General features: G+C 62.1%; 20 protein-coding genes. 10 read left to right on the top strand and 10 right to left on the bottom strand.

All coding sequences use genetic code 11. From position 1 onward, the window contains the following. Positions 1–200 precede the first annotated feature (200 nt). A complete protein-coding gene (locus AC54T3_RS09475; protein ID WP_496624227.1) occupies positions 201–773 on the bottom strand; it encodes a CIA30 family protein in 573 nt (190 codons plus the stop codon). Between the two features lie 30 nt (positions 774–803). Between AC54T3_RS09475 and AC54T3_RS09470 the strand changes: the two genes are divergently transcribed. Genes AC54T3_RS09470 through AC54T3_RS09450 form a run of 5 tightly spaced genes read left to right on the top strand, consistent with a single transcriptional unit; the run spans position 804 to position 10183 of the window. Then, positions 804–2594, top strand: coding sequence for a GmrSD restriction endonuclease domain-containing protein (locus AC54T3_RS09470; protein WP_496624226.1), 1791 nt, complete (start codon positions 804–806; stop codon positions 2592–2594). A 41-nt stretch (positions 2595–2635) separates the two neighbouring features. Beyond that, a complete protein-coding gene (locus AC54T3_RS09465; RefSeq protein ID WP_496624225.1) occupies positions 2636–6112 on the top strand; it encodes a DNA methyltransferase in 3477 nt (1158 codons plus the stop codon). Between the two features lie 8 nt (positions 6113–6120). Continuing rightward, a complete protein-coding gene (locus tag AC54T3_RS09460) occupies positions 6121–6618 on the top strand; it encodes a methyltransferase family protein (RefSeq protein WP_496624223.1) in 498 nt (165 codons plus the stop codon). A 5-nt stretch (positions 6619–6623) separates the two neighbouring features. Next, on the top strand, positions 6624–9293 hold the full coding sequence (locus AC54T3_RS09455; RefSeq protein ID WP_496624222.1) for a circularly permuted type 2 ATP-grasp protein: 2670 nt from the start codon (positions 6624–6626) through the stop codon (positions 9291–9293). Continuing rightward, positions 9290–10183, top strand: a complete 894-nt coding sequence (locus AC54T3_RS09450; RefSeq protein ID WP_496624220.1) for a transglutaminase family protein — start codon at positions 9290–9292, stop codon at positions 10181–10183. Before AC54T3_RS09455 ends, AC54T3_RS09450 begins: the two co-directional genes overlap by 4 nt. A 4-nt stretch (positions 10184–10187) precedes the next feature. Here the strand turns inward: AC54T3_RS09450 and AC54T3_RS09445 are convergent, their stop codons facing one another. The 5 genes from AC54T3_RS09445 to AC54T3_RS09425 form a co-directional block, all read right to left on the bottom strand. After that, complete coding sequence (locus AC54T3_RS09445) at positions 10188–11090, bottom strand: EamA family transporter (protein ID WP_496624219.1); 903 nt, start codon at positions 11088–11090, stop codon at positions 10188–10190. Positions 11091–11171: 81 nt separating this feature from the next. Next, positions 11172–12575, bottom strand: coding sequence for a hypothetical protein (locus AC54T3_RS09440; RefSeq protein WP_496624217.1), 1404 nt, complete (start codon positions 12573–12575; stop codon positions 11172–11174). 42 nt (positions 12576–12617) lie between these two features. After that, on the bottom strand, positions 12618–13280 hold the full coding sequence (locus AC54T3_RS09435; protein ID WP_496624216.1) for an ABC-type transport auxiliary lipoprotein family protein: 663 nt from the start codon (positions 13278–13280) through the stop codon (positions 12618–12620). Beyond that, the gene (locus AC54T3_RS09430) at positions 13265–14368 is read right to left on the bottom strand and encodes an MlaD family protein (protein WP_496624215.1); all 1104 of its coding nucleotides are present in this window, start codon (positions 14366–14368) and stop codon (positions 13265–13267) included. The genes AC54T3_RS09435 and AC54T3_RS09430 overlap by 16 nt, the downstream gene beginning before the upstream one ends. 24 nt (positions 14369–14392) lie before the next feature. Then, the gene (locus AC54T3_RS09425) at positions 14393–15136 is read right to left on the bottom strand and encodes an ATP-binding cassette domain-containing protein (RefSeq protein ID WP_496624214.1); all 744 of its coding nucleotides are present in this window, start codon (positions 15134–15136) and stop codon (positions 14393–14395) included. Between the two features lie 199 nt (positions 15137–15335). Here AC54T3_RS09425 and AC54T3_RS09420 point away from each other — a divergent pair, with 199 nt between their 5' ends. The 4 genes from AC54T3_RS09420 (at position 15336) to AC54T3_RS09405 (ending at position 16705) form a co-directional block, all read left to right on the top strand. Then, entirely contained in the window at positions 15336–15533 is a 198-nt protein-coding gene (locus AC54T3_RS09420; RefSeq protein ID WP_496624213.1) for a hypothetical protein, read from the top strand. Beyond that, positions 15530–15817, top strand: a complete 288-nt coding sequence (locus AC54T3_RS09415) for a hypothetical protein (protein ID WP_496624211.1) — start codon at positions 15530–15532, stop codon at positions 15815–15817. Before AC54T3_RS09420 ends, AC54T3_RS09415 begins: the two co-directional genes overlap by 4 nt. A gap of 243 nt (positions 15818–16060) precedes the next feature. After that, on the top strand, positions 16061–16291 hold the full coding sequence (locus tag AC54T3_RS09410) for a type II toxin-antitoxin system Phd/YefM family antitoxin (protein ID WP_496624210.1): 231 nt from the start codon (positions 16061–16063) through the stop codon (positions 16289–16291). A 9-nt stretch (positions 16292–16300) separates the two neighbouring features. Next, complete coding sequence (locus AC54T3_RS09405) at positions 16301–16705, top strand: PIN domain-containing protein (RefSeq protein WP_496624208.1); 405 nt, start codon at positions 16301–16303, stop codon at positions 16703–16705. 47 nt (positions 16706–16752) lie between these two features. Here AC54T3_RS09405 and AC54T3_RS09400 read toward each other — a convergent pair whose 3' ends face one another. Together AC54T3_RS09400 and AC54T3_RS09395 are read right to left on the bottom strand one after the other, a co-directional pair. Beyond that, on the bottom strand, positions 16753–17511 hold the full coding sequence (locus tag AC54T3_RS09400; RefSeq protein WP_496624206.1) for an MlaE family ABC transporter permease: 759 nt from the start codon (positions 17509–17511) through the stop codon (positions 16753–16755). 108 nt (positions 17512–17619) lie between these two features. Continuing rightward, on the bottom strand, positions 17620–19209 hold the full coding sequence (locus AC54T3_RS09395; protein ID WP_496624205.1) for a GNAT family N-acetyltransferase: 1590 nt from the start codon (positions 19207–19209) through the stop codon (positions 17620–17622). A 138-nt stretch (positions 19210–19347) separates the two neighbouring features. Here AC54T3_RS09395 and AC54T3_RS09390 point away from each other — a divergent pair, with 138 nt between their 5' ends. Next, positions 19348–19944, top strand: a complete 597-nt coding sequence (locus tag AC54T3_RS09390; protein ID WP_496624203.1) for a Uma2 family endonuclease — start codon at positions 19348–19350, stop codon at positions 19942–19944. Here the strand turns inward: AC54T3_RS09390 and AC54T3_RS09385 are convergent. Together AC54T3_RS09385 and AC54T3_RS09380 are read right to left on the bottom strand one after the other, a co-directional pair. Then, a complete protein-coding gene (locus AC54T3_RS09385) occupies positions 19941–20213 on the bottom strand; it encodes a hypothetical protein (RefSeq protein WP_496624201.1) in 273 nt (90 codons plus the stop codon). The genes AC54T3_RS09390 and AC54T3_RS09385 overlap by 4 nt on opposite strands. A gap of 83 nt (positions 20214–20296) precedes the next feature. Further along, positions 20297–20722, bottom strand: a complete 426-nt coding sequence (locus AC54T3_RS09380) for a DUF29 domain-containing protein (protein WP_496624199.1) — start codon at positions 20720–20722, stop codon at positions 20297–20299. Between the last annotated feature and the right edge of the window lie 68 nt (positions 20723–20790).

The following is a 20790-nucleotide window of genomic DNA, read 5'->3' as shown; positions in this document are numbered from 1 at the left end:
GTCAAGGTCGAAAATGCTAATTTTCGTTGTAAGACAAAGGGATTACGGCAACTTTGAAAAAATGTTTGAAGAGACGATAACTCTGTGTTTTCTGAAGGATAGTCTCGACGATAGAACCCTTGATTGGGGCCTTGCCGAGTCCTTGCTTGCGCGGAGGTGGGAGGATGCGGAGCAGGCAACCGGCAGTGCGGTGCATGCCGCTAATCGGCGTAGAATCCAATCTCGGCGATGCAGACGTCGGCCGTCATCGCCCGGCCGATGGCGACGATGCCAAGGCGCGCGAGTCGACTCGGATCCAAGGCAACGTCTAAGCGATGCGGCGCGAAGGCCGCGAACGGTAACCGCTGTTCACGCCAGTGCGCGTCGGTGCTGAACGTCGCCCGGTAGGATTGCCAGGGCAGGGTCGTCGCCGGCGTCTTCAGGTGGAGATTGTAATCGGCACCATCGCCGCGCACGATGAGCCGGATGCCGTCGAAAGCGCTGGCATCGACCGGCTTGCGATCCGGGGACAGGTCGAGCAGCATCTGCACGAAACCGCCGTTGTTCTCTAGGCTCACACGACCGTTCAGGCACAGGGCCGGGCGCCCCTCGATCTCGCGCTTGGTCATGCGTGCCTCCGTGACGCCGCCCATGACGCGATCAGTGGCCAGACGCCAGCTGGTGCCAAGCGCGGATTGCGTGCCTGAGTGGCGGCAATCATCGATCAGGCTGGAGTCGTCGGCGAGGGCGGGCGTGGTCATGGCGAGCAGAAAAGCGAGGACTGATTTGAGCATAGCATTGGATAATGCCGACAGCAGAGTGTAATGGCTAAATACGAGGTAAAGCAAACCGCTGTCAGCCAAGTATTGGCCGATGTTCGCAGTGAGAAAATCGCCATTCCAGAGTTGCAGCGTCCGTTCGTGTGGAAAACCTCCCAGGTTCGTGACCTGATGGACTCCCTCTACAAGGGCTATCCTGTCGGGTATCTGATTACTTGGCAGTCGGTCGGGGCAAAGCTCAAGGATGGTCAAATCGCGGCCCATCAACAAATTCTGATCGATGGGCAGCAGCGCGTGACCGCTTTGCGCGCGGCAATTGCTGGTCAGGCGGTCGTCGGCAAGCGCTATCAGAAGAAACGTATCACCATCTCGTTTAATCCCATCACCGAAGAATTCGCTACACAAACGCCCGCTATCGTCAAAAGTAGCCAATGGATTCACGACATCGCTGAGATTTTTTCTGGCACGAGTCAGCTCACCTTCTTGCGCCACTATTTCAATAACAATCCCAACGCCGATGAAGCTGTGGTCGAAGCAGCGATTGCAAAGCTGGCCGGAATCGAGCATGCTCAGGTCGGTGTCATTTCGCTCGCTGATAATCTTGATGTCGAGACCGTCGCCGAAATTTTTGTGCGCATCAACGCGAAGGGGGTACCGCTGTCTAGCGCGGATTTCGTGATGAGCAAAATCGCAACCTATGGCGACGAAGGACGCAATCTGCGCAAGCTGATCGACTATTTCTGTCACCTCGCGATTGCCGGCCATGCCTTCGACGATATCCGAGACAATGATGAGGAATTTGCTGCAACTGATTATATTCGCAAAATCCAGTGGCTGCAAAATCAGTCGGATGAGCTGTTTCAGCCGGATTACACTGATGTGATTCGCGTTGCTGGGCTCGTCGGATTCAGCCGCGGGAAAGCCGGGGCCATCGTCAGCGAGTTGTCCGGCTTAGATCCCGAAACGCGCAAGATCGACGAGTCTCGAATCCCCGGTGCCTACGCACGTTTCGGTGATGCGCTCGATCAACTGGTTCGGCAAACTCATCTCGAGCGTTTCGTGATGATGATCAAGTCTGCTGGCTTTATTGATGCCAGCATGGTTGGTTCCAAAAATGCGCTGAATTTCGCCTATGCGCTGTACCTACGGCTGCGTAAAAACGATGAACTCACCGAAGGCGAACGAACGCGCATCGTCAAACGCTGGTTGGTGCTGTCGCTCCTCACCGGTCGAGCGGTCGGTAGCTTCGAGTCAACCTGGGAGACGGATCTCAGGCGGATCGGTGAGCACGGTGCCGCAGGCTATTTGCAAATTCTCGAAGATTCCGAACTCGGAGACAGTTTCTGGAATGTTGCGCTACCGCAAGAGCTGGTTTCGCCAAGCAAACGTAGCCCGGCTTTCCAGACCTACCTGGCTGCGCGTGTCAATACGGGTGGCCGAGGATTTCTGTCAAAGTCGATCCGTCTTTCCCATATGATCGAGGGGCACGGCGATTTTCATCACATCGTACCGAAAAACCACTTGATCAAAAACGGCTTTCCAAAGCAAGACGATTACAACCAAATCGCCAACTTTGCGCTCACCGAAACGCCCATTAACATCGCGATCAAAGACCATCCACCACAGGAATACATGACTTGGTTGTCAGAACAAATCCGCACCGGCGTGCCTCGGATTGGTGAGATCACGAACCAGAGCGATTTGGAAACCAACTTGGCTGAAAACGCGATTCCAGATTTTATTAGTGACGTGACAGCCGCCAATTATCGCGACTTTCTCGATGCCCGCCGCAAGCTGATGGCCGCCATGATCCGCAGATACTACGAGGCGTTGTAGCTCAGCTTGATTCTGTCCATCAACTCCGGTATCAAAACCCAATGACTCATACAAACGGGGATACCAGCTCAGTTGACCCGGCAGGCATCGAGCCATTCATTGAGCGATGGCGAGACACCGGCGGCAAGGAGCGGGCGAATTACCAGCTCTTTCTGACCGAGCTGTGCCAATTCCTTGGCCTGCCTGGCCCGGAACCGGCCACTGGCGATCTCGACCGCGACGCCTATGTCTTCGAGCGCCGCGTTGACATCCACCATGCCGACGGCAGCGTCAGCCGTGGCTACATCGATCTTTACAAGCGCGGCCATTTTGTGCTCGAAGCCAAGAAAGTGTCCGGCGAACATCGTTCCAGCCGCTGGGACAAGGCCATGCTGCGCGCCGCCGCCCAAGCCGACACCTACATCCGCGCGTTGCCCGCTGCCGATGGCCGGCCACCGTTCTTGCTCACCTGTGATATTGGTCAGACCATTGAGGTCTATGCCGAATTCACTCGCTCGGGCGCGACCTATGTGCCGTTTCCCGATCCCAGAAGCCACCGCATCCATCTGGAAGACCTGCGCGATCCGGCGATCCGGGACCGCCTGCGCCGCATCTGGACCCAGCCCGACCGACTCGACCCGTCCAAGTACGCCGCTCGCGTCACCCGCGAACTCAGCAAGACCTTGGCGGAACTAGCGCGCGCCCTGGAACGCGATGGGCATCGCGTCGCGCAGGTGGCGCATTTCATCAAATGCTGCTTGTTCACCATGTTTGCCGAAGATGTGAATCTGTTGCCCCAGGGCCAGTTCACCGAGCTACTGCTGCGTTTGCAGAACACGCCCGAGCATTTTGCCGCTGCCATCAGTTCGCTGTGGCAAACCATGGAGAGCGGTGGCTACAGCGGGGTGCTCAATGCCCAGCTTTTGCAGTTCAACGGCAATCTGTTCAAAGATGTCACCCCCATTCCGCTCAAGCCGGAACAGATCGAACTGCTGATCCAGGCGGCGCGCCACGACTGGAGCCAGGTCGAGCCGGCTATTTTCGGCACCTTGCTCGAACGCGCCTTGGACCCGGAAGAACGCCACAAGCTTGGCGCTCACTACACGCCCCGTGCCTACGTCGAGCGCCTGGTCATGCCGACCATCATCGAGCCGTTGCGCGCTGAATGGAAAGATGTCCAGGCCGCTGCTGCCGCCTTGGAAAATCAGGGCAAGCCCGAGCGGGCCGTGAAAGAAATCCAGGCGTTCCACCATCGGCTGTGCGCGATCCGCATCCTCGACCCGGCCTGTGGTAGTGCCAATTTTCTTTACGTCACGCTGGAGCACATGAAGCGCCTAGAAGGCGAGGTGCTCAATACCTTGAGTGATTTGGGTGCGCGACAAACGCTCCTGGAAATGCAGGGTAATACCATCGACCCGCATCAATTTTTGGGCATTGAACTCAATCCCCGCGCTGCGGCGATCGCTGAAATGGTGCTGTGGATCGGCTATCTGCAATGGCATTTTCGCACCCACGGCCACATCAACCCGCCGCAGCCGGTGCTCAAGGCATTCAGGAATATCGAATGTCGCGATGCGGTGTTGGCTTATGATCGCCGGGAGTACCAGCTCGACGCAACCGGGCATCCCGTCATGCGCTGGGACGGCAAGACCACCAAGAAAAGCCCGACCACTGGCGAAGAGATTCCCGACGAAACCGCCCAGCTGCCGGTTGAGGTGTATATCAACCCGAGGAAGGCAGAGTGGCCGGAGGCGGATTATGTGGTGGGGAATCCGCCTTTTATTGGTGGCTGGAGAATGCGAAAGGCGTTAGGTGGTGGCTATCTTGAAACGCTTTGGTCCGTTTATCCGCATATCCCGCAAAAAGCGGATTATGTGATGTATTGGTGGGACTTTGCCGCAGAACTTCTGCGTAAAGGCAGCTTAAAGAAATTTGGACTTATTACAACTAACAGTCTTACACAAACTTTTCAACGTCGCATTTTAGAAAAGCATTTTTCACGCAAGAGGCCAATTTCATTTATCTTCGCTGTCCCTAATCATCCGTGGGTTGATACCGAAGATGGCGCATCAGTACGAATAGCAATGACTGTTGCCGCCATTGGTCAATTAGAAGGCGAATTGCTCTCGATTACCAAAGAATTACAGACAGATACAGATGGCCGAATAATTGAATTTGCGCAAAGAAGGGGAGTTATTCAACCCAACCTTAAGATTGGCGCAAATGTGTTTTCATGCCAGCCTTTGCTCGCCAACAATTTTATCGTCTCAGCTGGTGTTCAGCTCTACGGATCCGGCTTTATACTTGATACTGAAGAAGCGAGCGATTTATTAAATCAAGCGCGAGATATGACAGCAAGATCAGTTATTAAGCCTTACCTCAACGGACGAGACTTTATGGGATCATCTCGTGGCGCATATGTTATTGATTTTTTCGGGCTTGATCGTTCCGAAGCGGCAGAACTTTTTCCAGCTGCATATCAAAGGTTGCTGGACAGAGTAAAGCCTGAAAGAGAACAGAATCGTCGTGGATCTATCCGTGAAAACTGGTGGCGATTCGGCTGGGAACGTCCCAAATGGCGGAAAATGGCTACTGGTTTATCCAGATTCATAGCCACTCCTGAGACAGCTAAGCACCGTGTGTTCCAGTTTCTTGCTGCAGAATTACTACCGGACAATATGCTGACAGGGATCGCGCTAGAATCCGCAGTCCATTTAGGTTTGCTGTCTAGTCGGCTGCATTCAATCTGGGCGTTCAATGCCGGAGCTACCCTTGAGGATCGCCCTCGGTACACAAAAGTATCATGTTTCGAACCATTCCCATTTCCAGACCCGATGGGCGAAATCGCCAACCATATCGCCACCCTGGCCGAACAACTCGACGTCCACCGCAAGCGCCAGCAGGAACAACACCCCGGCCTGACCATGACCGGCCTATACAACGTCCTCGAAAAGTTACGCCGACAAGACTCCCTCAGCGCCAAGGAACAAGCCATCCACCAACAAGGTCTGGTTTCCATCCTGCGCGAACTCCACGACGACCTCGACCGCGCTGTGTTCGCCGCCTATGGCTGGAACGACCTGGCCGAACAATTAGTCGGCCGCCCCGGTGCCACGACCCCTTGGCCGGAAAAACCCGAAGACCAACAGCAGGCCGAAGAACAACTGCTTCAGCGCCTCGTTGATCTCAACCACCAACGCGCCGCCGAAGAAGCCCAAGGCAACATCCGCTGGCTCCGCCCCGACTATCAAGCCCCCGAGTCAAGCGCCGAACACCGCCCGCTCGCCACCCCAGAAGCCAACACCGCACAGCGCCCTGAAACCGCTACCGCCACCAAGCGTCCCTGGCCGAAAACGCTGCAAGACCAAATCCGCGCCGTTCGCGCTGAACTCATGACCGGTCCGATGGGCGCCCAAACCTTAGCCACCCGCTTCAAACGTCATCCCGAAAAATCTGTCACTGAGGTCTTGGAAGCCCTGACCGACCTCGGAATGATTCGTCAGGACGATGAAGCCCAGTTTCGCCTGAGAGAGAGCTAACCATTTTTATGACTTCACCCAATCCAAAACCCGGCTTCGGCCGCCGCGGCGAGCTGCTCGTCGCGATCCAGTTCGCGTTGATGCTCCTCTTTGCCGTCACCCCCGTGTGGCATCCGGGGCTCTCGCCCGGCCTGGTTGCCGATCTGCTGTTGCTGCGGCTGATCCTTGCCGTTCCATTCGCGCTCGTGGCGCTGGTCTTTGCGGCCATGGGCTCTCATCATATCCGCGATTATCTGACACCCTTGCCCTATCCCGTCGATCATAATCAGTTGGTGCAACATGGCGTCTACGCGTTGGTGCGCCATCCGCTCTATACGAGTCTGCTGAGCGCTGCGCTGGCCTGGACCCTGTATACGCTCAGCCTCGCGCATCTGCTGTTGCTGATCGTCGGTTTCCTGTTCTTCGATGTCAAGGCGCGCAAAGAGGAGGCATGGCTGAGCGAACGCCATCCTGAGTATCACGCTTATGCCAAGCGCGTGCGCAAATTTATTCCCTACCTCTATTGATACCGATGGCCGCTAACCCTGCAACACTCTCGCCAACGCCGCTGCGATTGGGGGATGCCTATCAGCCCGGCGTTGGCCAGTTCGACGAGATGCGCACCAGTGACGGCGGCTTACGGCCGCACTGGCAATATCTGATCGAGGCGCTGCGCGAACTCGGGCCGGAGGGCATCGACAGCCGCTGGCAAGAGGCGCGCCGCCTGGTGCGCGACAATGGCATCACCTACAACGTCTATGGTGATCCGCAGGGCATGTCGCGGCCCTGGGAGCTGGACCCGTTGCCGCTGCTGATCCGAGGCGAGGAGTGGGCCGTTCTGGAACGGGGGCTGATCCAGCGCGCCGAGCTGCTGAATGCGATCCTGCTCGACCTCTATGGTCCGCGTACGCTGATCGAAAAGGGATTGCTGCCGCCGGAATTGATCGATGGCTTTCCGGGGTACCTATTCCCCTGTCACGGCGCGCCGATGGCAGGCGACCGGCCCTTGGTGCTCTACGCCGCCGATCTGACCCGCGATGCGAGTGGCGCCTGGCGGGTGATCGGCGATCGGACCCAAAGCCCGTCTGGCAGCGGCTATGCGCTGGAGAATCGGGTCGTGCTCTCGCGCGTGATGCCGAGCCTGTTCCGCGACAGCCATGTGCACCGGCTCGCCGGCTTCTATCGCTCGGTGCGCCGGGCCATGACCCGGATCGCGCCCCGGCATGGCGAGCATGCACGGGTCGCGGTGCTCACCCCCGGACCGCGCAACGAGGCCTATTTCGAGCACGCCTACCTGGCCAATTATCTCGGTTTCAACCTGGTGCAAGGCGGCGACCTCTCGGCGCGCGACGGCGCGCTCTGGCTGCGCACGCTCGGGCGCCTAGAGCGGATCGATGCGCTGCTGCGTCGGGTCGATGATGCCAACTGCGATCCGCTCGAACTCAATGAACACTCGCTGCTCGGCGTGCCGGGTCTGCTGCAGGCGGTGCGGACCGGTAACCTCGGGGTTGCCAACAGCCTGGGCAGCGGCGTACTCGAGCATCCGGGGCTGACCGCCTTTCTGCCGGCGCTGTGCGAGCATCTGCTCGGTGAGTCGCTGCTGCTGCCGCATCTTCAGACCTGGTGGTGCGGCCAGCGCGAGGCGCGGGATTTCGTCATCGCCAACCTCGAGAACCTGGTGATCAAACCCGCCGGTAATCCGGTCGGTCAGCGCTGCCTGTTCGGGGCCAAACTCAATCCCGAGCAGCGCGAGGATCTGATCGCGGCGATTCGACGCGAGCCGCATCGCTACGTCGCCCAAGAGGAGGTACAGCCCTCGACCGCGCCAGCCTATATCCAGGGCGCGCTCGAGCCGCGCCCCTTCGTGCTGCGCAGTTTCCTGGTCAGTGAGGAAGAAGGCTATGCGGTGATGCCGGGGGGGCTGAGCCGCATCGCCCTCGACCCGAACACGCCGATGATCTCCAATCAGCTCGGCGGGCTGGGCAAGGACACCTGGGTACTGGCCAGCGAGCCAGAGCGCCAGGAGACGCTGATCATCAGTCCGGATGCGCATGCGCCAGCGGTGGTGCCGGCGGTGGTGCAGGAGAGCGAGGTCTCGTCCCGGGTGGCCGATAATCTGTTCTGGATCGGCCGTTACGCCGAGCGCGCCGAAGGCCTGGTGCGACTGCTGCGCATCGTCATCATTCAGATCACCGAGCGCAGCAGTCTGGCCGATGAGACCGATGCCGATGGCTGCCTGCAGCTGTTGCTGGTGGCGCTGACGCAGCAGACCCAGAGCTTTCCCGGGTTCATCGGCGAGGGCGCCGCCGAACGGCTGGCGCAACCGGTGCCCGAGGTGCTCTCGCTGATCAGCGATCAGAAGCGCGTCGGTGCCCTGCCGCAGACCCTGCAGGCGCTCGGGCAGGCGGCCTGGTCGGTGCGCGAGCGCTTGTCCAACGACACCTGGCGGGTCACCAACGACATCGAGCGCCGGCAACGCTTGCTCACCCAAGCGCCGCCGCGCGGGCTGGGCCGGGCGCTGGACTTGCTGGACCCGCTGATCACCTCGCTGGTCGCCTTCTCCGCGCTGACCCACGAGAACATGACCCATAATGAGGGCTGGCACTTCCTTGAGGCCGGGCGGCGACTGGAGCGTGGCCTGCATACGGCGTCCCTGTTGTGCTCGACGTTGGTCAGCGTCAGCCCCGATCCCGGTGAGTCGATGCTGGTCGAGGCGGTGCTCGGCGTCACCGATAGTCTGATCACCTACCGGCGCCGCTACCAAGCTGGAACCCGCGTTGGTGCCATGCTGGATTTGGTCTTGCAGGATGAGGCGAATCCGCGTTCATTGGCGTACCAGATCGCACGCTTGTCGCTGCTGGTCGATGAGATGCCGGGCGACAGCCTATCGACGCGCCGCACGCCGGCACAGCGCATCCTGATGCGGATGCTCACCGAGCTGCGCCTGGCCGAAGTGGATCTGCTTGCTCGACCGAGCAAGGGCGGGCTTCGACGCGAGGCACTGGATGGCTTGCTGGCAAGCGTCGAGACCTCGATCAGTGCGCTCTCCGATGCGATCACCGCGCAATACTTCCGGCATGAGGAACAGCCCCATCATCTGATCGGGCAGCGCTCCGAGGCCGAGGGGGCGGGACTGGGCGCGATCGGTCTGGGCGCGACGGGATTAGACGCAGCTGGATGCCCCCAGGGGGGCGCGCGATGAAGTATCAGATCACCCACATGACCCGGTATGGCTACGGCGATTCGGTCTCGCTCTGTCACAGCATCGCCCATCTGAAACCGCGCGAGACGCCGTATCAGCGCTGCTTGGCGGCGAATCTCAGGATCAACCCCTGGCCCTCGGTGGTGCGCGAGCATCGCGACTTTTTCGGCAATCGGGTCAATTATTTCTCGATCCAGCAGTCGCATCTGCACCTCGAGATCACCGCAAGCGCGGAGATCGAGGTCTGGGCACCACCGCTGCCGGAGCCCGCCGCGACCCAACCCTGGGAGAAGGCGCGGGCGCAATCGCAGACGCCGAGCGCCGCCGATGGCGCCTCGACGCGGCTGTTCGCCTTGCCGTCACCGGCGGTGCCGCTGGACCCGCTCGCGGCTGATTATGCGCGCGCGTCGTTCAGTCCGGAGCGGCCACTGTTGGAAGCGGCCCTGGACCTGGTCAGCCGCATCCACCGCGACTTCGACTACGACCCGACCTCAACCACGGTCGCGACACCGCTCGCGGACGTCCTCGCCCAGCGTCGCGGGGTTTGCCAGGACTTCGCCCATCTGGCGATCGCCGCGCTGCGCGGGCTCGGTCTGGCGGCGCGTTATGTCAGTGGCTATCTCGAGACCTTGCCACCGCCCGGTCAGCCGAAGTTGCGCGGGGCCGATGCCTCCCATGCCTGGCTGGCGATCTACTGCCCGGAAGCGCGCGAGAGTGGCGGCTGGGTCGATCTCGACCCGACCAATGATTGCCCGATCAGCGATCAGTACATCACCACGGCGATCGGGCGCGATTATCAGGACGTGACCCCGGTGCGCGGCGTGTTCTATGGCGGTGGCGAGCACAGTCTTGATGTCTCGGTCGATGTCGACCGCATCGCCTCGGGCTGAAAGGTCAAAGCTGCGTCAGCACGAACAGGCCAAACAGCATGATGGCGCTGCCGAGCAGCTTGGTGCGGGTGCCGCCCTCGGCGAAGAACCAGCGCCCGATCAGCACCGAGAACATTCCAGCCGCGCGCTTCACCGCCATCGCATAGCTGGCGAGCGTCATGCTGAGCGCGATCTGATCGGCAATGCGCATGAGCGCGAAGAACAGCCCCAGCAATAGCAATGGCCTGGTCTGGCGGGCCAGATCAGGTGGCAGGACCTCCCGATAGAAGCGCCGGTCCTGGAGGCTGAACAGCGTGAACAGGACGATGGGATTGACCACCGCGACCACCACCGCGAACGAGAGCGGATCGGACCGCTCGATGCCGATGCGCCCGAGGGTGGAGGCGGCGGCGAAGCAGCCGGTTGCCGTCAGCGTGAAGGCGCTGCCCGGATTGGTGACCAGACGCAGCAGCGGTTGGTACCAGTCCTCCTCTGCGGCGCCGAGCGACAGCACATAGCTGCCGATGATCAACAAGCCGATGCCGACGAAGCCAAGTGGACCGGGCAGGGCATCGGTGAGCAGCCATTCGATGACGATCACGAATGCTGGCGTCAGCGTCAGAATGGGCCCGACAAGCGAGATCTCACTGCGCTTGATGGCGACGTTCAGCGACCAACCGCCCAGGCCGGAGAGTAGCCCGCCCAACAGCACCACCTCGAGATAGACGGGGTCGTCAAACGGGAACTGGTGATACCAGACCGCCAATGGCAAGGTCACCAGCAGGCTGGCGAGGTTCACGTAGAGCGTGAGCGCGCGGACCGACAGCGTCAGGCTCAGGTGTTTGGTGACCGCGAGCCGCGAGGCATGGAAGAACGCCGAGAGCAGCGAGAAGAGAATCCACAGATGGGCATAAGCGGCGAAGTCCATTGCTAGAACCCTAGAGTTCGCACCTGCCGCAGCTGGTGCCAGGGGGGAGTCGCATGGGCGGCAACGTCCATCGCTAGAGCCCTAGAGCGACCAACCCGTGGCGAGATCGCGCAGCCGCGCAATGGGTCCACAGGCCAGCCCTGTAGTGTCAGCGTTATTGCCGGCGCCGGCGCCAATCCCGGATGCCTGCAAGGCGTCGCTGTTGTAGGCCGCGAAGCGGCGCTGGAAGTCTGCGCGGTGGCGCCAATCCTCTTCTGAGAAACAGCCCTGGGAGCGCAGCACCCGAACACTCGGGATACCGGGAAACGAGAACAGCCCGGCACCGCCGATGCCAGACAGGAGCTTGACCTGCAGCGTCAGCAACAGCGGCCCATCGCGGCGCAGGGTTGCATCGCCGCGCGCATCCAGCGGGCTGAGCGTCAGGCTATAGCAGGGTTGGTTCAGGGTCATGCAGTGCATGCGCCGCGCGGCCGAGGCGCGCCGCAGCGCCTCGGCGACCGGGGCGGGGAGATCACGCAGGCGCTGGGCCAGCGCGCGCAGACCGGCCTCGCTCTCGGCACTGAGACCGAGCTGGCCGAGCTGTTCGGCGATCCGCGCGCTGGTCAGGAGCCGATGCCGTTGCCAAGGCGCGGGCGGCTGCGTGGCGCCGGTGAATGCCTGCAGCAAGAGGGCTGCGGTCTCGGCGAGACGCCGATGCAGGGCGCGGATGAGCTGCTCGAAGGCGGCGCTCGCGAGCAGGTCCCAGTGCGCGACTCGCAGCAGGCAGCCCAGCGGCCGCTGGCCCGTGCAGGTCGCGACCGGATCGGGCGGCAGCAGGGTGACGCCCGCGCGCGCGAGATTGCCAGCGCCATCGAGATCGAGATCGAGAGCGGTCAAGCGCTCGTGCAGGATCACGGGGCCGAGGAAGCTGAGTGGATCGAGACACTGACGCCTCAGATAGGGATCGTGCTGGTCGGCGAGGCGCTCGACCTGTTGCAAGGGCTGCAATTCGCCAGCGCGCCAGTAGATCAGGTGCAGGTGGAACTGTTTCAGCGCCTGCACGCTCTCGCGGTCGTGGGTGTAGGGATCGCAGTTGAGCGCCAACTGCAGCCAGCCACCCTCCAGGTCGAAGGCGCGCCGGATCTCGGGAGTGGTGACGAAGCGGTGGAAATTCGCCGCCGTCTGCCAGAGGACGCGGCCCGTGGCCGGCGCCACCGTGCTGGCGTCGGCCTTCGCGGGGTGATCGATGCTTGGCGGCGAGACCTCGCTCAGCATCAGATCGAAGAGCGCGTGCGGCGCGGCCTTGTCGATCAGAGCAAGGTGATCCCTGGGCTCCACGGCGCTCTCTTGTCGCGGGATCTCCAGCGATTGGATACAACGGCGCTGGAAGCGCTCCATCGGCGTGTTGCCGTGCTGCTCTTCCGGGCTCAGCGCAAAGGCGGGCGGCGGCGCCGGAATGCGCAATTGATGCCAGGCCACCGGCATGCGGCCGACCTCAGCCGGCATGAGGATCGCGAAGGGGTCTGCTGGCGAGCGTCGAGGCAAGGGTCAGTCGCGACCCGCCGCGTCACGCGCGAGCTGTGGGGCCAGGCGCTGGAGATCACGCACGGCCTCGGAGAGCAGGCGCCCGCTCAGGCGGTTGAAGGCGCTTACCATCGCCTCCGGGGTGCTCGCCCTGGTCGGCTCGCTCCCGCTGTAGGTGTGTGAAAAGCGCGTGGCTCGATCATGGCCGGCAATCAGCGTGAGATTCAATGCCAGGCTCACCGCAGGCGGGTCGGCGGTGGGCCGATGTTCCAGGCGGGTGAGTGCACCGTTGAGCATGAAATCGGCCCGCGCCCGGTCGGCGATCGAGACCGTGTAGCCAAAGGTGTTCGCGGCGCGCAGCGCGGAGATCAACGCCTCGGCGAGCGCCTGTCCGGGAGTGGCCTCCCAGAGGAAGTCGTCATAGCGTTGCACCTGCAGCGGTTCCTCGGCGGTGCGAAAGACGATCTGGGTTCCACCCAGGAAACCACGCGATCCCAAGGGGGTCACCAGCAGGGTGCCGGCGACGGTCTGGGCGCTTGGCGTAACACTGACCTCGGGCTGCAGGCTGTAGAAATGCTCGCGCACTGGCGGTCCCGAGCCGCAGCCGCTCAGCAGGAACAGGCAGATCAGCAGGAACAGGCCGAGACCGCCGGCCCACCGGCGGTGCGTGATCAACGCTCGAACCATGGGGATTGATCCTCCTGCTCGCGGCCACGCAGCAGCGAGGTGGGTTCCTCGCGCAGGTCGCGCGCGAGTGCCGAAAGATTGCGCGAGGCGTTCTCGATATTGGCCAGGATCGGCGCCAGGGCCGCCGAGAGTTCTTGCAGCACGTATTGCACATCGTCGAGCGAGCCTTCGACGCTCGGGCGGCTGTTCTCGACCAGCCCCCGGAGTTCGTCGGCGAGCGCGCCATAGCGAGCGACGGCAGCCTGGATGTCGTCGGTGCGCGCGGGCAGGGTCGAGGAAACGCTCGCCAGGTTCTCGGAGAGGCTCTGCACGGTGGTCAGGATCGCCTGGATCTGTTCCGGGTCGATACTCTGCTCGATATCGGCGCTCAGTTGCACCAGGTTGTCGAGCACCGCGCCCAGTCCCTGGCCGAGATCGGCCCCAACGCCCCCCTCGCCGTCGCCCTCCTCGGCCTGCTGGCCGAACATCGCCAAGACGCCCTGGAGACGCTCCTGCAGTTGCGCCAGCGCTGGGCGGATGTGCTCATCGAGGGTGCGTTGGGCTTGGGTCAGGGCCGAGGCGATCTGCATGCCCAGATCGGGTTCGCGCTCGATCGTCGGGATGACGCTGCCAGCGCTCAAGGTGTCGGCGGAGGAGCCGGGAAGGATGCGGATGATATTGCCACGCAACACGCCCGCCGAGGCCAGTTGGGCAACGCTTTCGCCAGGCACCGGCCAGGCCTGCTGAATGTGCAGAGTGGCGCGGAAACAGGGCAGCTCGGGCGCGCGCGCGGCCGGTGGCGGCGGGCAATCGCTGCGGTCGGCATCGCGCTGGAACACCGGCTCCAAGGCGCGCACGCGGCCGATCACGAAGCCTTCTTGGATCACATCGATGCCGCTGTCGAGACCATCCGCTTCGAGGAAGTAGGCGCGCAGGTCGTAGCCGCCGAACAGGCCAGGGGCGAGCCATAGCAGGATGACGACGACCACGCCGGCCATCAGGAGCACGAAGAGTCCCGCCAGCGTCAGATCGCGATGTCGGTCCTGGGCCTGACGCTTGCCCGGCGCGCCCAGTTCGGGGGGAGAATAGAGACGGTTCAACCTGCTCATCCTGATGATTGGCCTGCTCGGCGGCTAGGGATGCCCCTCGAAGAGGGTGCGAAGCGCGAGATCATCGCGGCTGCGAGATTCCAGGTCCGCGCGGGTACCCGCGAACAGGAGCCGGCCGCGATCCAACACGGCAACGCGGTCGTCGGGGCCGATGATCTCCAGCATGCCGTTATCGGTGGCGATGATGCTCAGGCCACGACGCTCGCGCTGCACCTTCAAGATGCCAAGGATATCGCGTAGGGCCGGCGGGTCGAGTCCATCGCTGAGGCCATCGCAGATCAGCAGCTCGGGCTGGTTGATCAGCGCGCGCGCCAACTCCGCGCGGCGTTGCTGGCCGAGCGACAGCGCGCGCGGCGACTGATGCTCCATGCCGTCGAGCTGCAGTTGAGTGATCGCCAGCCGCGCGGCGCGCGCGAGGCGTGCGCGGGGTTGCGCTTGCGCGCGCATCGGCAGCAGCAGATTCTCGAGCACCGTCAGTTCATCGAGGAGCGAGCCGCCCTGTAGGACCACACCGAGGCGTCCTCGCAAGCGATTCATCCGCGCATCCTTCAGCTGCCTCAGATCCTGTCCGAACAACCGCACCGATCCGGCCGACGGATGATCCAGGCCGACCATGAGCCTGAGCGTGAGGCTCTTTCCGGCGCCGTTCGGGCCGATCAGCAACAGCGCATCACCTTGGTTCACCGCCAGCGAGAGATCATTGAGCGCGCAGTGGCCATTGACATGCTGGAAGACCCGTCGCAGTTCGGCTAAAGGGGTGTTCACCATCAGCGTGTCAGTACGATCATCAGCGCTCAGTGCGTTGCTATTCAACCTATTGTTTGGCAAGATTTTCATTAAGAGCGAGCGTTTTTAGCTGCCGAACCACCTTGTTTAAGGAGCCGCGCATGTCATCGTCCAGAACAATGCTTTCCACCGGCTCGTGACTAACGGCCTGCATGCTCGCACTTGGCCCAGGCTGATCCTAATGGCCTTCAGCGCGCTCCTGCTGGCGGCGCTGTTGCCAACGGGAGCGACATCCGTGGCGCAGGCCAGCGAAGCAGACACCATGTCGGTGCATGAGGCCTATGTGACTACCTTCATGCACACCCTCGCGGGCGAGGATGTCATCTTAAACGAGAACCTGCGCTCAATCTTTAACCCGCATCTTGGCGCGTCAGCTTGATGAAGAAGAGGGGGCAGGTCAACGAAGGCAACGCTTTCGAACAGTTGGCCAAGGTGTTCACCTTTGTCGCCTCGCCACCCGACAATCGCCCTCCGGGTCCGGTCTACGATTCAACGACTGTAGATGCGGCGCGTACCGCCGCCAATGCCGCCATCGCCACCACCACCGGCAGCTTTCAAGTCACCCTTGAACCCGCTGATGCCGTTGCCGCTGGTGCTCAATGGCGACGAGTGAACACCGACTCCTGGTTCGACAGCGAAGAGGTTCGCTGCCACTGGTGCTGATCCGGACCACTCGACGGCGAGGCCCGCTGGATCACGTTCGGTGTCTCCGTTGTTGGACGATTGTTGGTCGTTGCGCACTGCGAGCGCGACGACGACCTCTGCCCCGAGTATTGTCGCGAGGATTTCCCGATAGCGCGTCAACGAGGCTCTACGAGCCTTGTTGCGGATTGGGGCCCAGCAGCCTTGTATCCAACCTGGGTCGAGGGTATTCTGACCACATGGTCATTTTCTGGAGATCCTCTCATGCGACATGTGCAGGTCACTGAAGCAAAAGCGGCGTTTTCCGGGCTGCTAGCCGCCGTTGAAGCGGGTGAGACCGTTGCCATCACGCGCCGAGGACGTGTGATCGCCCGGCTGGTGCCCGACACGCCGACCATGGCGGCAGACGCCTTTCGACCGTTCTGGGACCATCCTGAGGAGATTGATCTGGCGGCGCCGGATGAGCGGCCACCGGAGCCGGTCGCAACGCTGTAGGACACCGGGGTGCGCTACCTACTGGATACCAACATCATGATTGCGGCAATGAAGGAGGTCGCCACAGTCAAGCGCCAGCTGGAGCAAAGGCTGTTGGCCGATATTCTGCTCTCCCCTGTGGTCTTGGGCGAGCTTGACTTCGGCGTCGAAAAGAGCGCTTATCGGGAGAAGAACGCGGCCCGTCTCGCTGAGTTGGTGGAGAGGTTGGAGCTGGTGCCCATTGATGACCGGGTCAGCCGGCGCTATGGCGAGATTCGCGCCCATCTCGAGCGCTGCGGAACCCCCATCGGCGCGAATGACCTCTGGATTGCCGCGCAAGGCTTAGCGCGAGGCGTGATTGTGGTCACGGATAATCAGGATGAGTTCAATCGCATCCCTGACCTGCGCACGGAGAACTGGTTAAATCGCCGCTAGCCACATGTTGTCGGCAAGTCTCTGAAACGTCGCTGGGATGTTCCCCATCAGAGCATCAGCACGAAGGCGAGGTCGATGAGCAGGATCGCGGTCACGGCACCGATCATGGTGTCGGTCGCGGCCTGGCTGACGCCAGTCACATCGCGACCGGCGGCGATGCCGTTGGCGGTGGCGATCAAGGCGATCACGAGCGCGAACAGGAGCGGCTTGCCCAGGGCCTCGAGCAGATCGCTCGGGGCCAGGGCTTGGCGCAGCGCATCATTGAAGAGATAGAGCGGAACATCGGCCACCACCATCAGCCAGAGCAGCACCGCGCTCAGCGCGACCAGATTGCCCCACACGCAGAGCGCGAAGGACATCGCCAGCATCGCCGGCAGCACCGGCCCGGTGGTGAACTGGATCGGGTTGATGCCGCTCACCAATAGCCCATCGACCTTGCCGCTGGAGACCAGCGTCGCTTGCCGCGCGGCGAGTGCGACACCGGCCCGACCCGCGACCAGGACCCCGACCAACAGCGGGATCAGCTCCATCACCACCGCGTAGATCACCGGCACCAGGATCAGGCTGGGCAGATCGATCTCGGCGAGCAGCTGCGCCGCCTGATGGCCGAGGATGACGCCAGCGGCGGCGGCGACCAGGGTCAGCGCCGGCAGCACCGAGAGCCCAGCCTGGCGCAACGCGCGCGCGAGCGCCGGCAGATCGAGCTGGGCGCGGCCCAGGAGGATGCCGAGGTAGAGTTGCAGACATAGCAGGAGCGTCACCGCCGCCAGGCCGAGGCGTTCGAGTGCGTTCAAGCGTGCGCGCATCGCTGGCTGCTGCTGGTGTCTGTCGAGCCATGCTCGGCTGCGGCGGCTTCGACCGACGCTCCTCCCGCCGAGGTCGGAAAAGCTCAGTGACATCCTGAGCTGTCGCGGCTAACGCTCGCGCCAAACGGTGGTGTAGAGATCATGGCGGCGATCCTTGAGGTTCTGCACGGTGCCGGAGTTGCGCGCCTCGCGCAGCGCCTTGAGCCCGAGGTCGGCGAAGGCGACGGTCTCGACATTGGGCGTGGTATCGGCGGCGATGCCGTCGCGTGCGAACGGGAAGTCGCAAGGCGTCAGGATGCAGCTCTGCGCGTACTGGATGTCCATGTTGGCGACGTTGGGCAGATTGCCGCAGTTGCCGGACATGACGACATAGCATTGGTTCTCGACCGCGCGCGCCTGACTGCAGTAACGCACGCGCAGATAGGATTGACGCTCATCGGTGCAGAAGGGCACGAAGATGATGTTCGCGCCCTGATCGACCAGATGCCGGGCCAGCTCCGGGAACTCGGCGTCGTAACAGATCAGCACGCCGATGGGCCCGCAGTCGGTATTGATCGCGGCCAGTTCGTTGCCGCCCTCGATGTTCCACCAATAGACCTCGTTCGGGGTCGGGTGGATCTTGGCCTGCTCGTGGACCTCGCCGCTGCGCAGGCAGATGTAGCAGATGTTCTCGACCCGGCCATTCTCCATCTTGGTCGGATGCGAGCCGGCGATGATGTTGATGTTGTAGCGCATCGCCATCTCGCGCAGCGCCTCCTTGATCGGGGCGGTGTAATGCGTGAGGGCCTCGATGGCCTCGGCCGGCGATAGCTCCTGATCCTCCATCGAGAGCAATTGCAACGAGAACAGCTCTGGGAAGACGCAGAAGTCGGCGCGATAGTCGGCGGTGACGTCGACGAAATAGCGCAGCATGTCGAGGAATTCGTCGAACGATTTGACTCGCCGCTGCTGATACTGGACGGTGGCGACGCGCACCGTATCCATCAGCCGGCCGCCATAGTGCTTCGCGCGCGCCTCTTCCTTCTCGTCCGGCGCGTGTGGGTTGCGCCACAGCAGATGCACCCCGTAGCCGCGCGATTGCTTGTCCTCGGGCCAGTAGCCCGGCATCAGGCCGATGACCTGGAAGTCGTTGCGCAACTGGAAGGTCAGCACCGGATCGCGCTCGCGGCCTTCCACCACCGCCTCGACATAGGCTTGCGGGCTCTCGTAGGCGTCTTCCTCACGCGTCAGCGCGGCGTCTAGCGAGGGGAGGCGACCGCCGTAGATGATGCCCTTGAGCGCGAGCGACTGGACCAGCTTCTTGCGCTCGTCATAGAGGCGCTGGCCGATGCGCAGCCCGCGGTATTCGGGATCAACGCAGACCTCCATGCCATAGAGATAATCGCCATCCGGGTCGTGGCGCGAGGCATAGCCACTGCCGGTGATCCAGTTCCAGCCGTGCGGTTTCAGGGCGATCTCGCCGCTGACCAGGAAGCTGGAGCAGAAGCCGATCAGGCGCGCGCCCTCATCCTCGTGGTACTCGGCGACGAACTGGCCCTCGGCAAACTTGTTGATCTGCCCGCGCAGCATTGCCGCGCTGTAGCTGCTGACGCCGCTGCCGGCATAGGCGCGCTGGAACAGGGCGCGGATGGCGGGAACGTCGCGCGGGGTCGCGTTGCGCACATGCAGTTGGGCGAGGCTGTCGGTGGTGTCGTTCATGCGTTCAGGATGCTGATGTGGGAAGGCTGGCTCAATGCCGAGAACGATACCATCATGCGACCGAGTCGAGTCAGTCGGCGCGGTCATGCACCGCATTCGACTATGATTTGTACATCTTTATCAAACGGAGACCGGCGTATGACACCTCAAGCAGAACTGGAACCACGGATCAGCTTTGAAGACTGGCTCGAGGGTGAGCGTGCCAGCCTCGACGGGCGAACCGAGTACGTCGACGGTGAGATCTTTGCGATGAGCGGCGGCACCGCCGAGCATCATGCGATTCTCAGCAACATCAACCGAGAGCTGAGTATCCAGATGAAGGGTCGTCCCTGCTGGGTCTACGCCAGCGGGATGAAACTGCGCATCCAGCATGCAGACGCCGGCAAGTATCCAGACCTGATGGCGCTCTGCGGTGAGCAGGCGTTTCATGATGGCCGCCGCGATCTGCTGCTCAATCCAAGTCTGGTTGGCGAAGTCCTCTCCGACTCCACCGAGGGCTACGATCGCGGCGAGAAGTTCGCGCTCTACCGGCGTATTCCATCGGTTCAGGAATATCTGCTGGTCTCGCAGCACCGTGTGTTGGTCGAACGCTACAATCGGGGCACCGACGGGCACTGGATACTGAGCAGTTTCGAGGATTTGGCCGATCAGGTCGTACTCGAGAGCATCGGCTGCACCCTGGCTTTGGCCGAGGTCTATGACAAGATTGTGTTCGAGCCGGACGCGCGTCTTTAGCGACTGTCAGAGAATCCGTTCTTTTCGAGCGCGGCATAGACCTTACGGCTGGTCTTCGCCAGTCGTGAAAGGTCGCCAAAATTTGGTGTGTCGCCGGCCTCAAGGCGTTGCTCCCAGCCGCACAACTCGCCATCGAGATAGTCGAGCAGCTTCAGCGAGCAGCCTTGGCACTCGCCGCTGCAGACGTGCGTCGCTGGTGCGTCGAAGGGGAGCGTCTCGCGCACCTGTGCGATGAGTTCATGCATCGCGGTGCGGGTGTCGGGCTTCATGGGCGAACAGCCTCGTAGGCGCTGTCCTCGATCATGGCGCAGACTGTCTTGGGTAGAAATCATCATCGAAGAGCTGCGCGCGGCTATAAGGGCAGTGCTCGGGGAAGGGTGGACACCGACAGTTGCGTCTCCTTGCAAGTAAGCCGCACGGCCGCCGGATAGGCTTCCGTGATGATCCCCTCGATCGCGGATTGGAGGCCGGGGGATTGACGCAGCAAGCCGGCGAGTTGCTCGCGCTGCTCAACGATGGTCGCGCGCCAGCTGCGCCCATCGAGTTCTCGCCAGCGTTCGCTGAGCCGAGCATACTGGTATTCCCATTTCAGCAGATGGGCCAGTAGCACCAGCAGCCGACTGAACAGCTCGCGGCGATCGCTCTTGCTCATATCGCTGAGCTCCTCCAGCAGATGCTCGATATCGAGTTCCTCGAAGCGTCGCTCCCGCAAGAGTTCGGCGTTGCGCTGTGCCCAGACGGCATAATCGGTTTGGTAAAGCCTGGCAAGGTCAGTCATGGCACGTTTGATTCATGATGATTGGCCGATGATCGGGTTTGGCGCCTTCGCGTCGCAACTGAGTTGGA

The organism is Halochromatium sp. NSM3, assembly GCF_059621085.1.
Note: the sequence above shows the minus strand (reverse complement) of the source record. Positions and strands in the feature narration are given on the sequence as shown.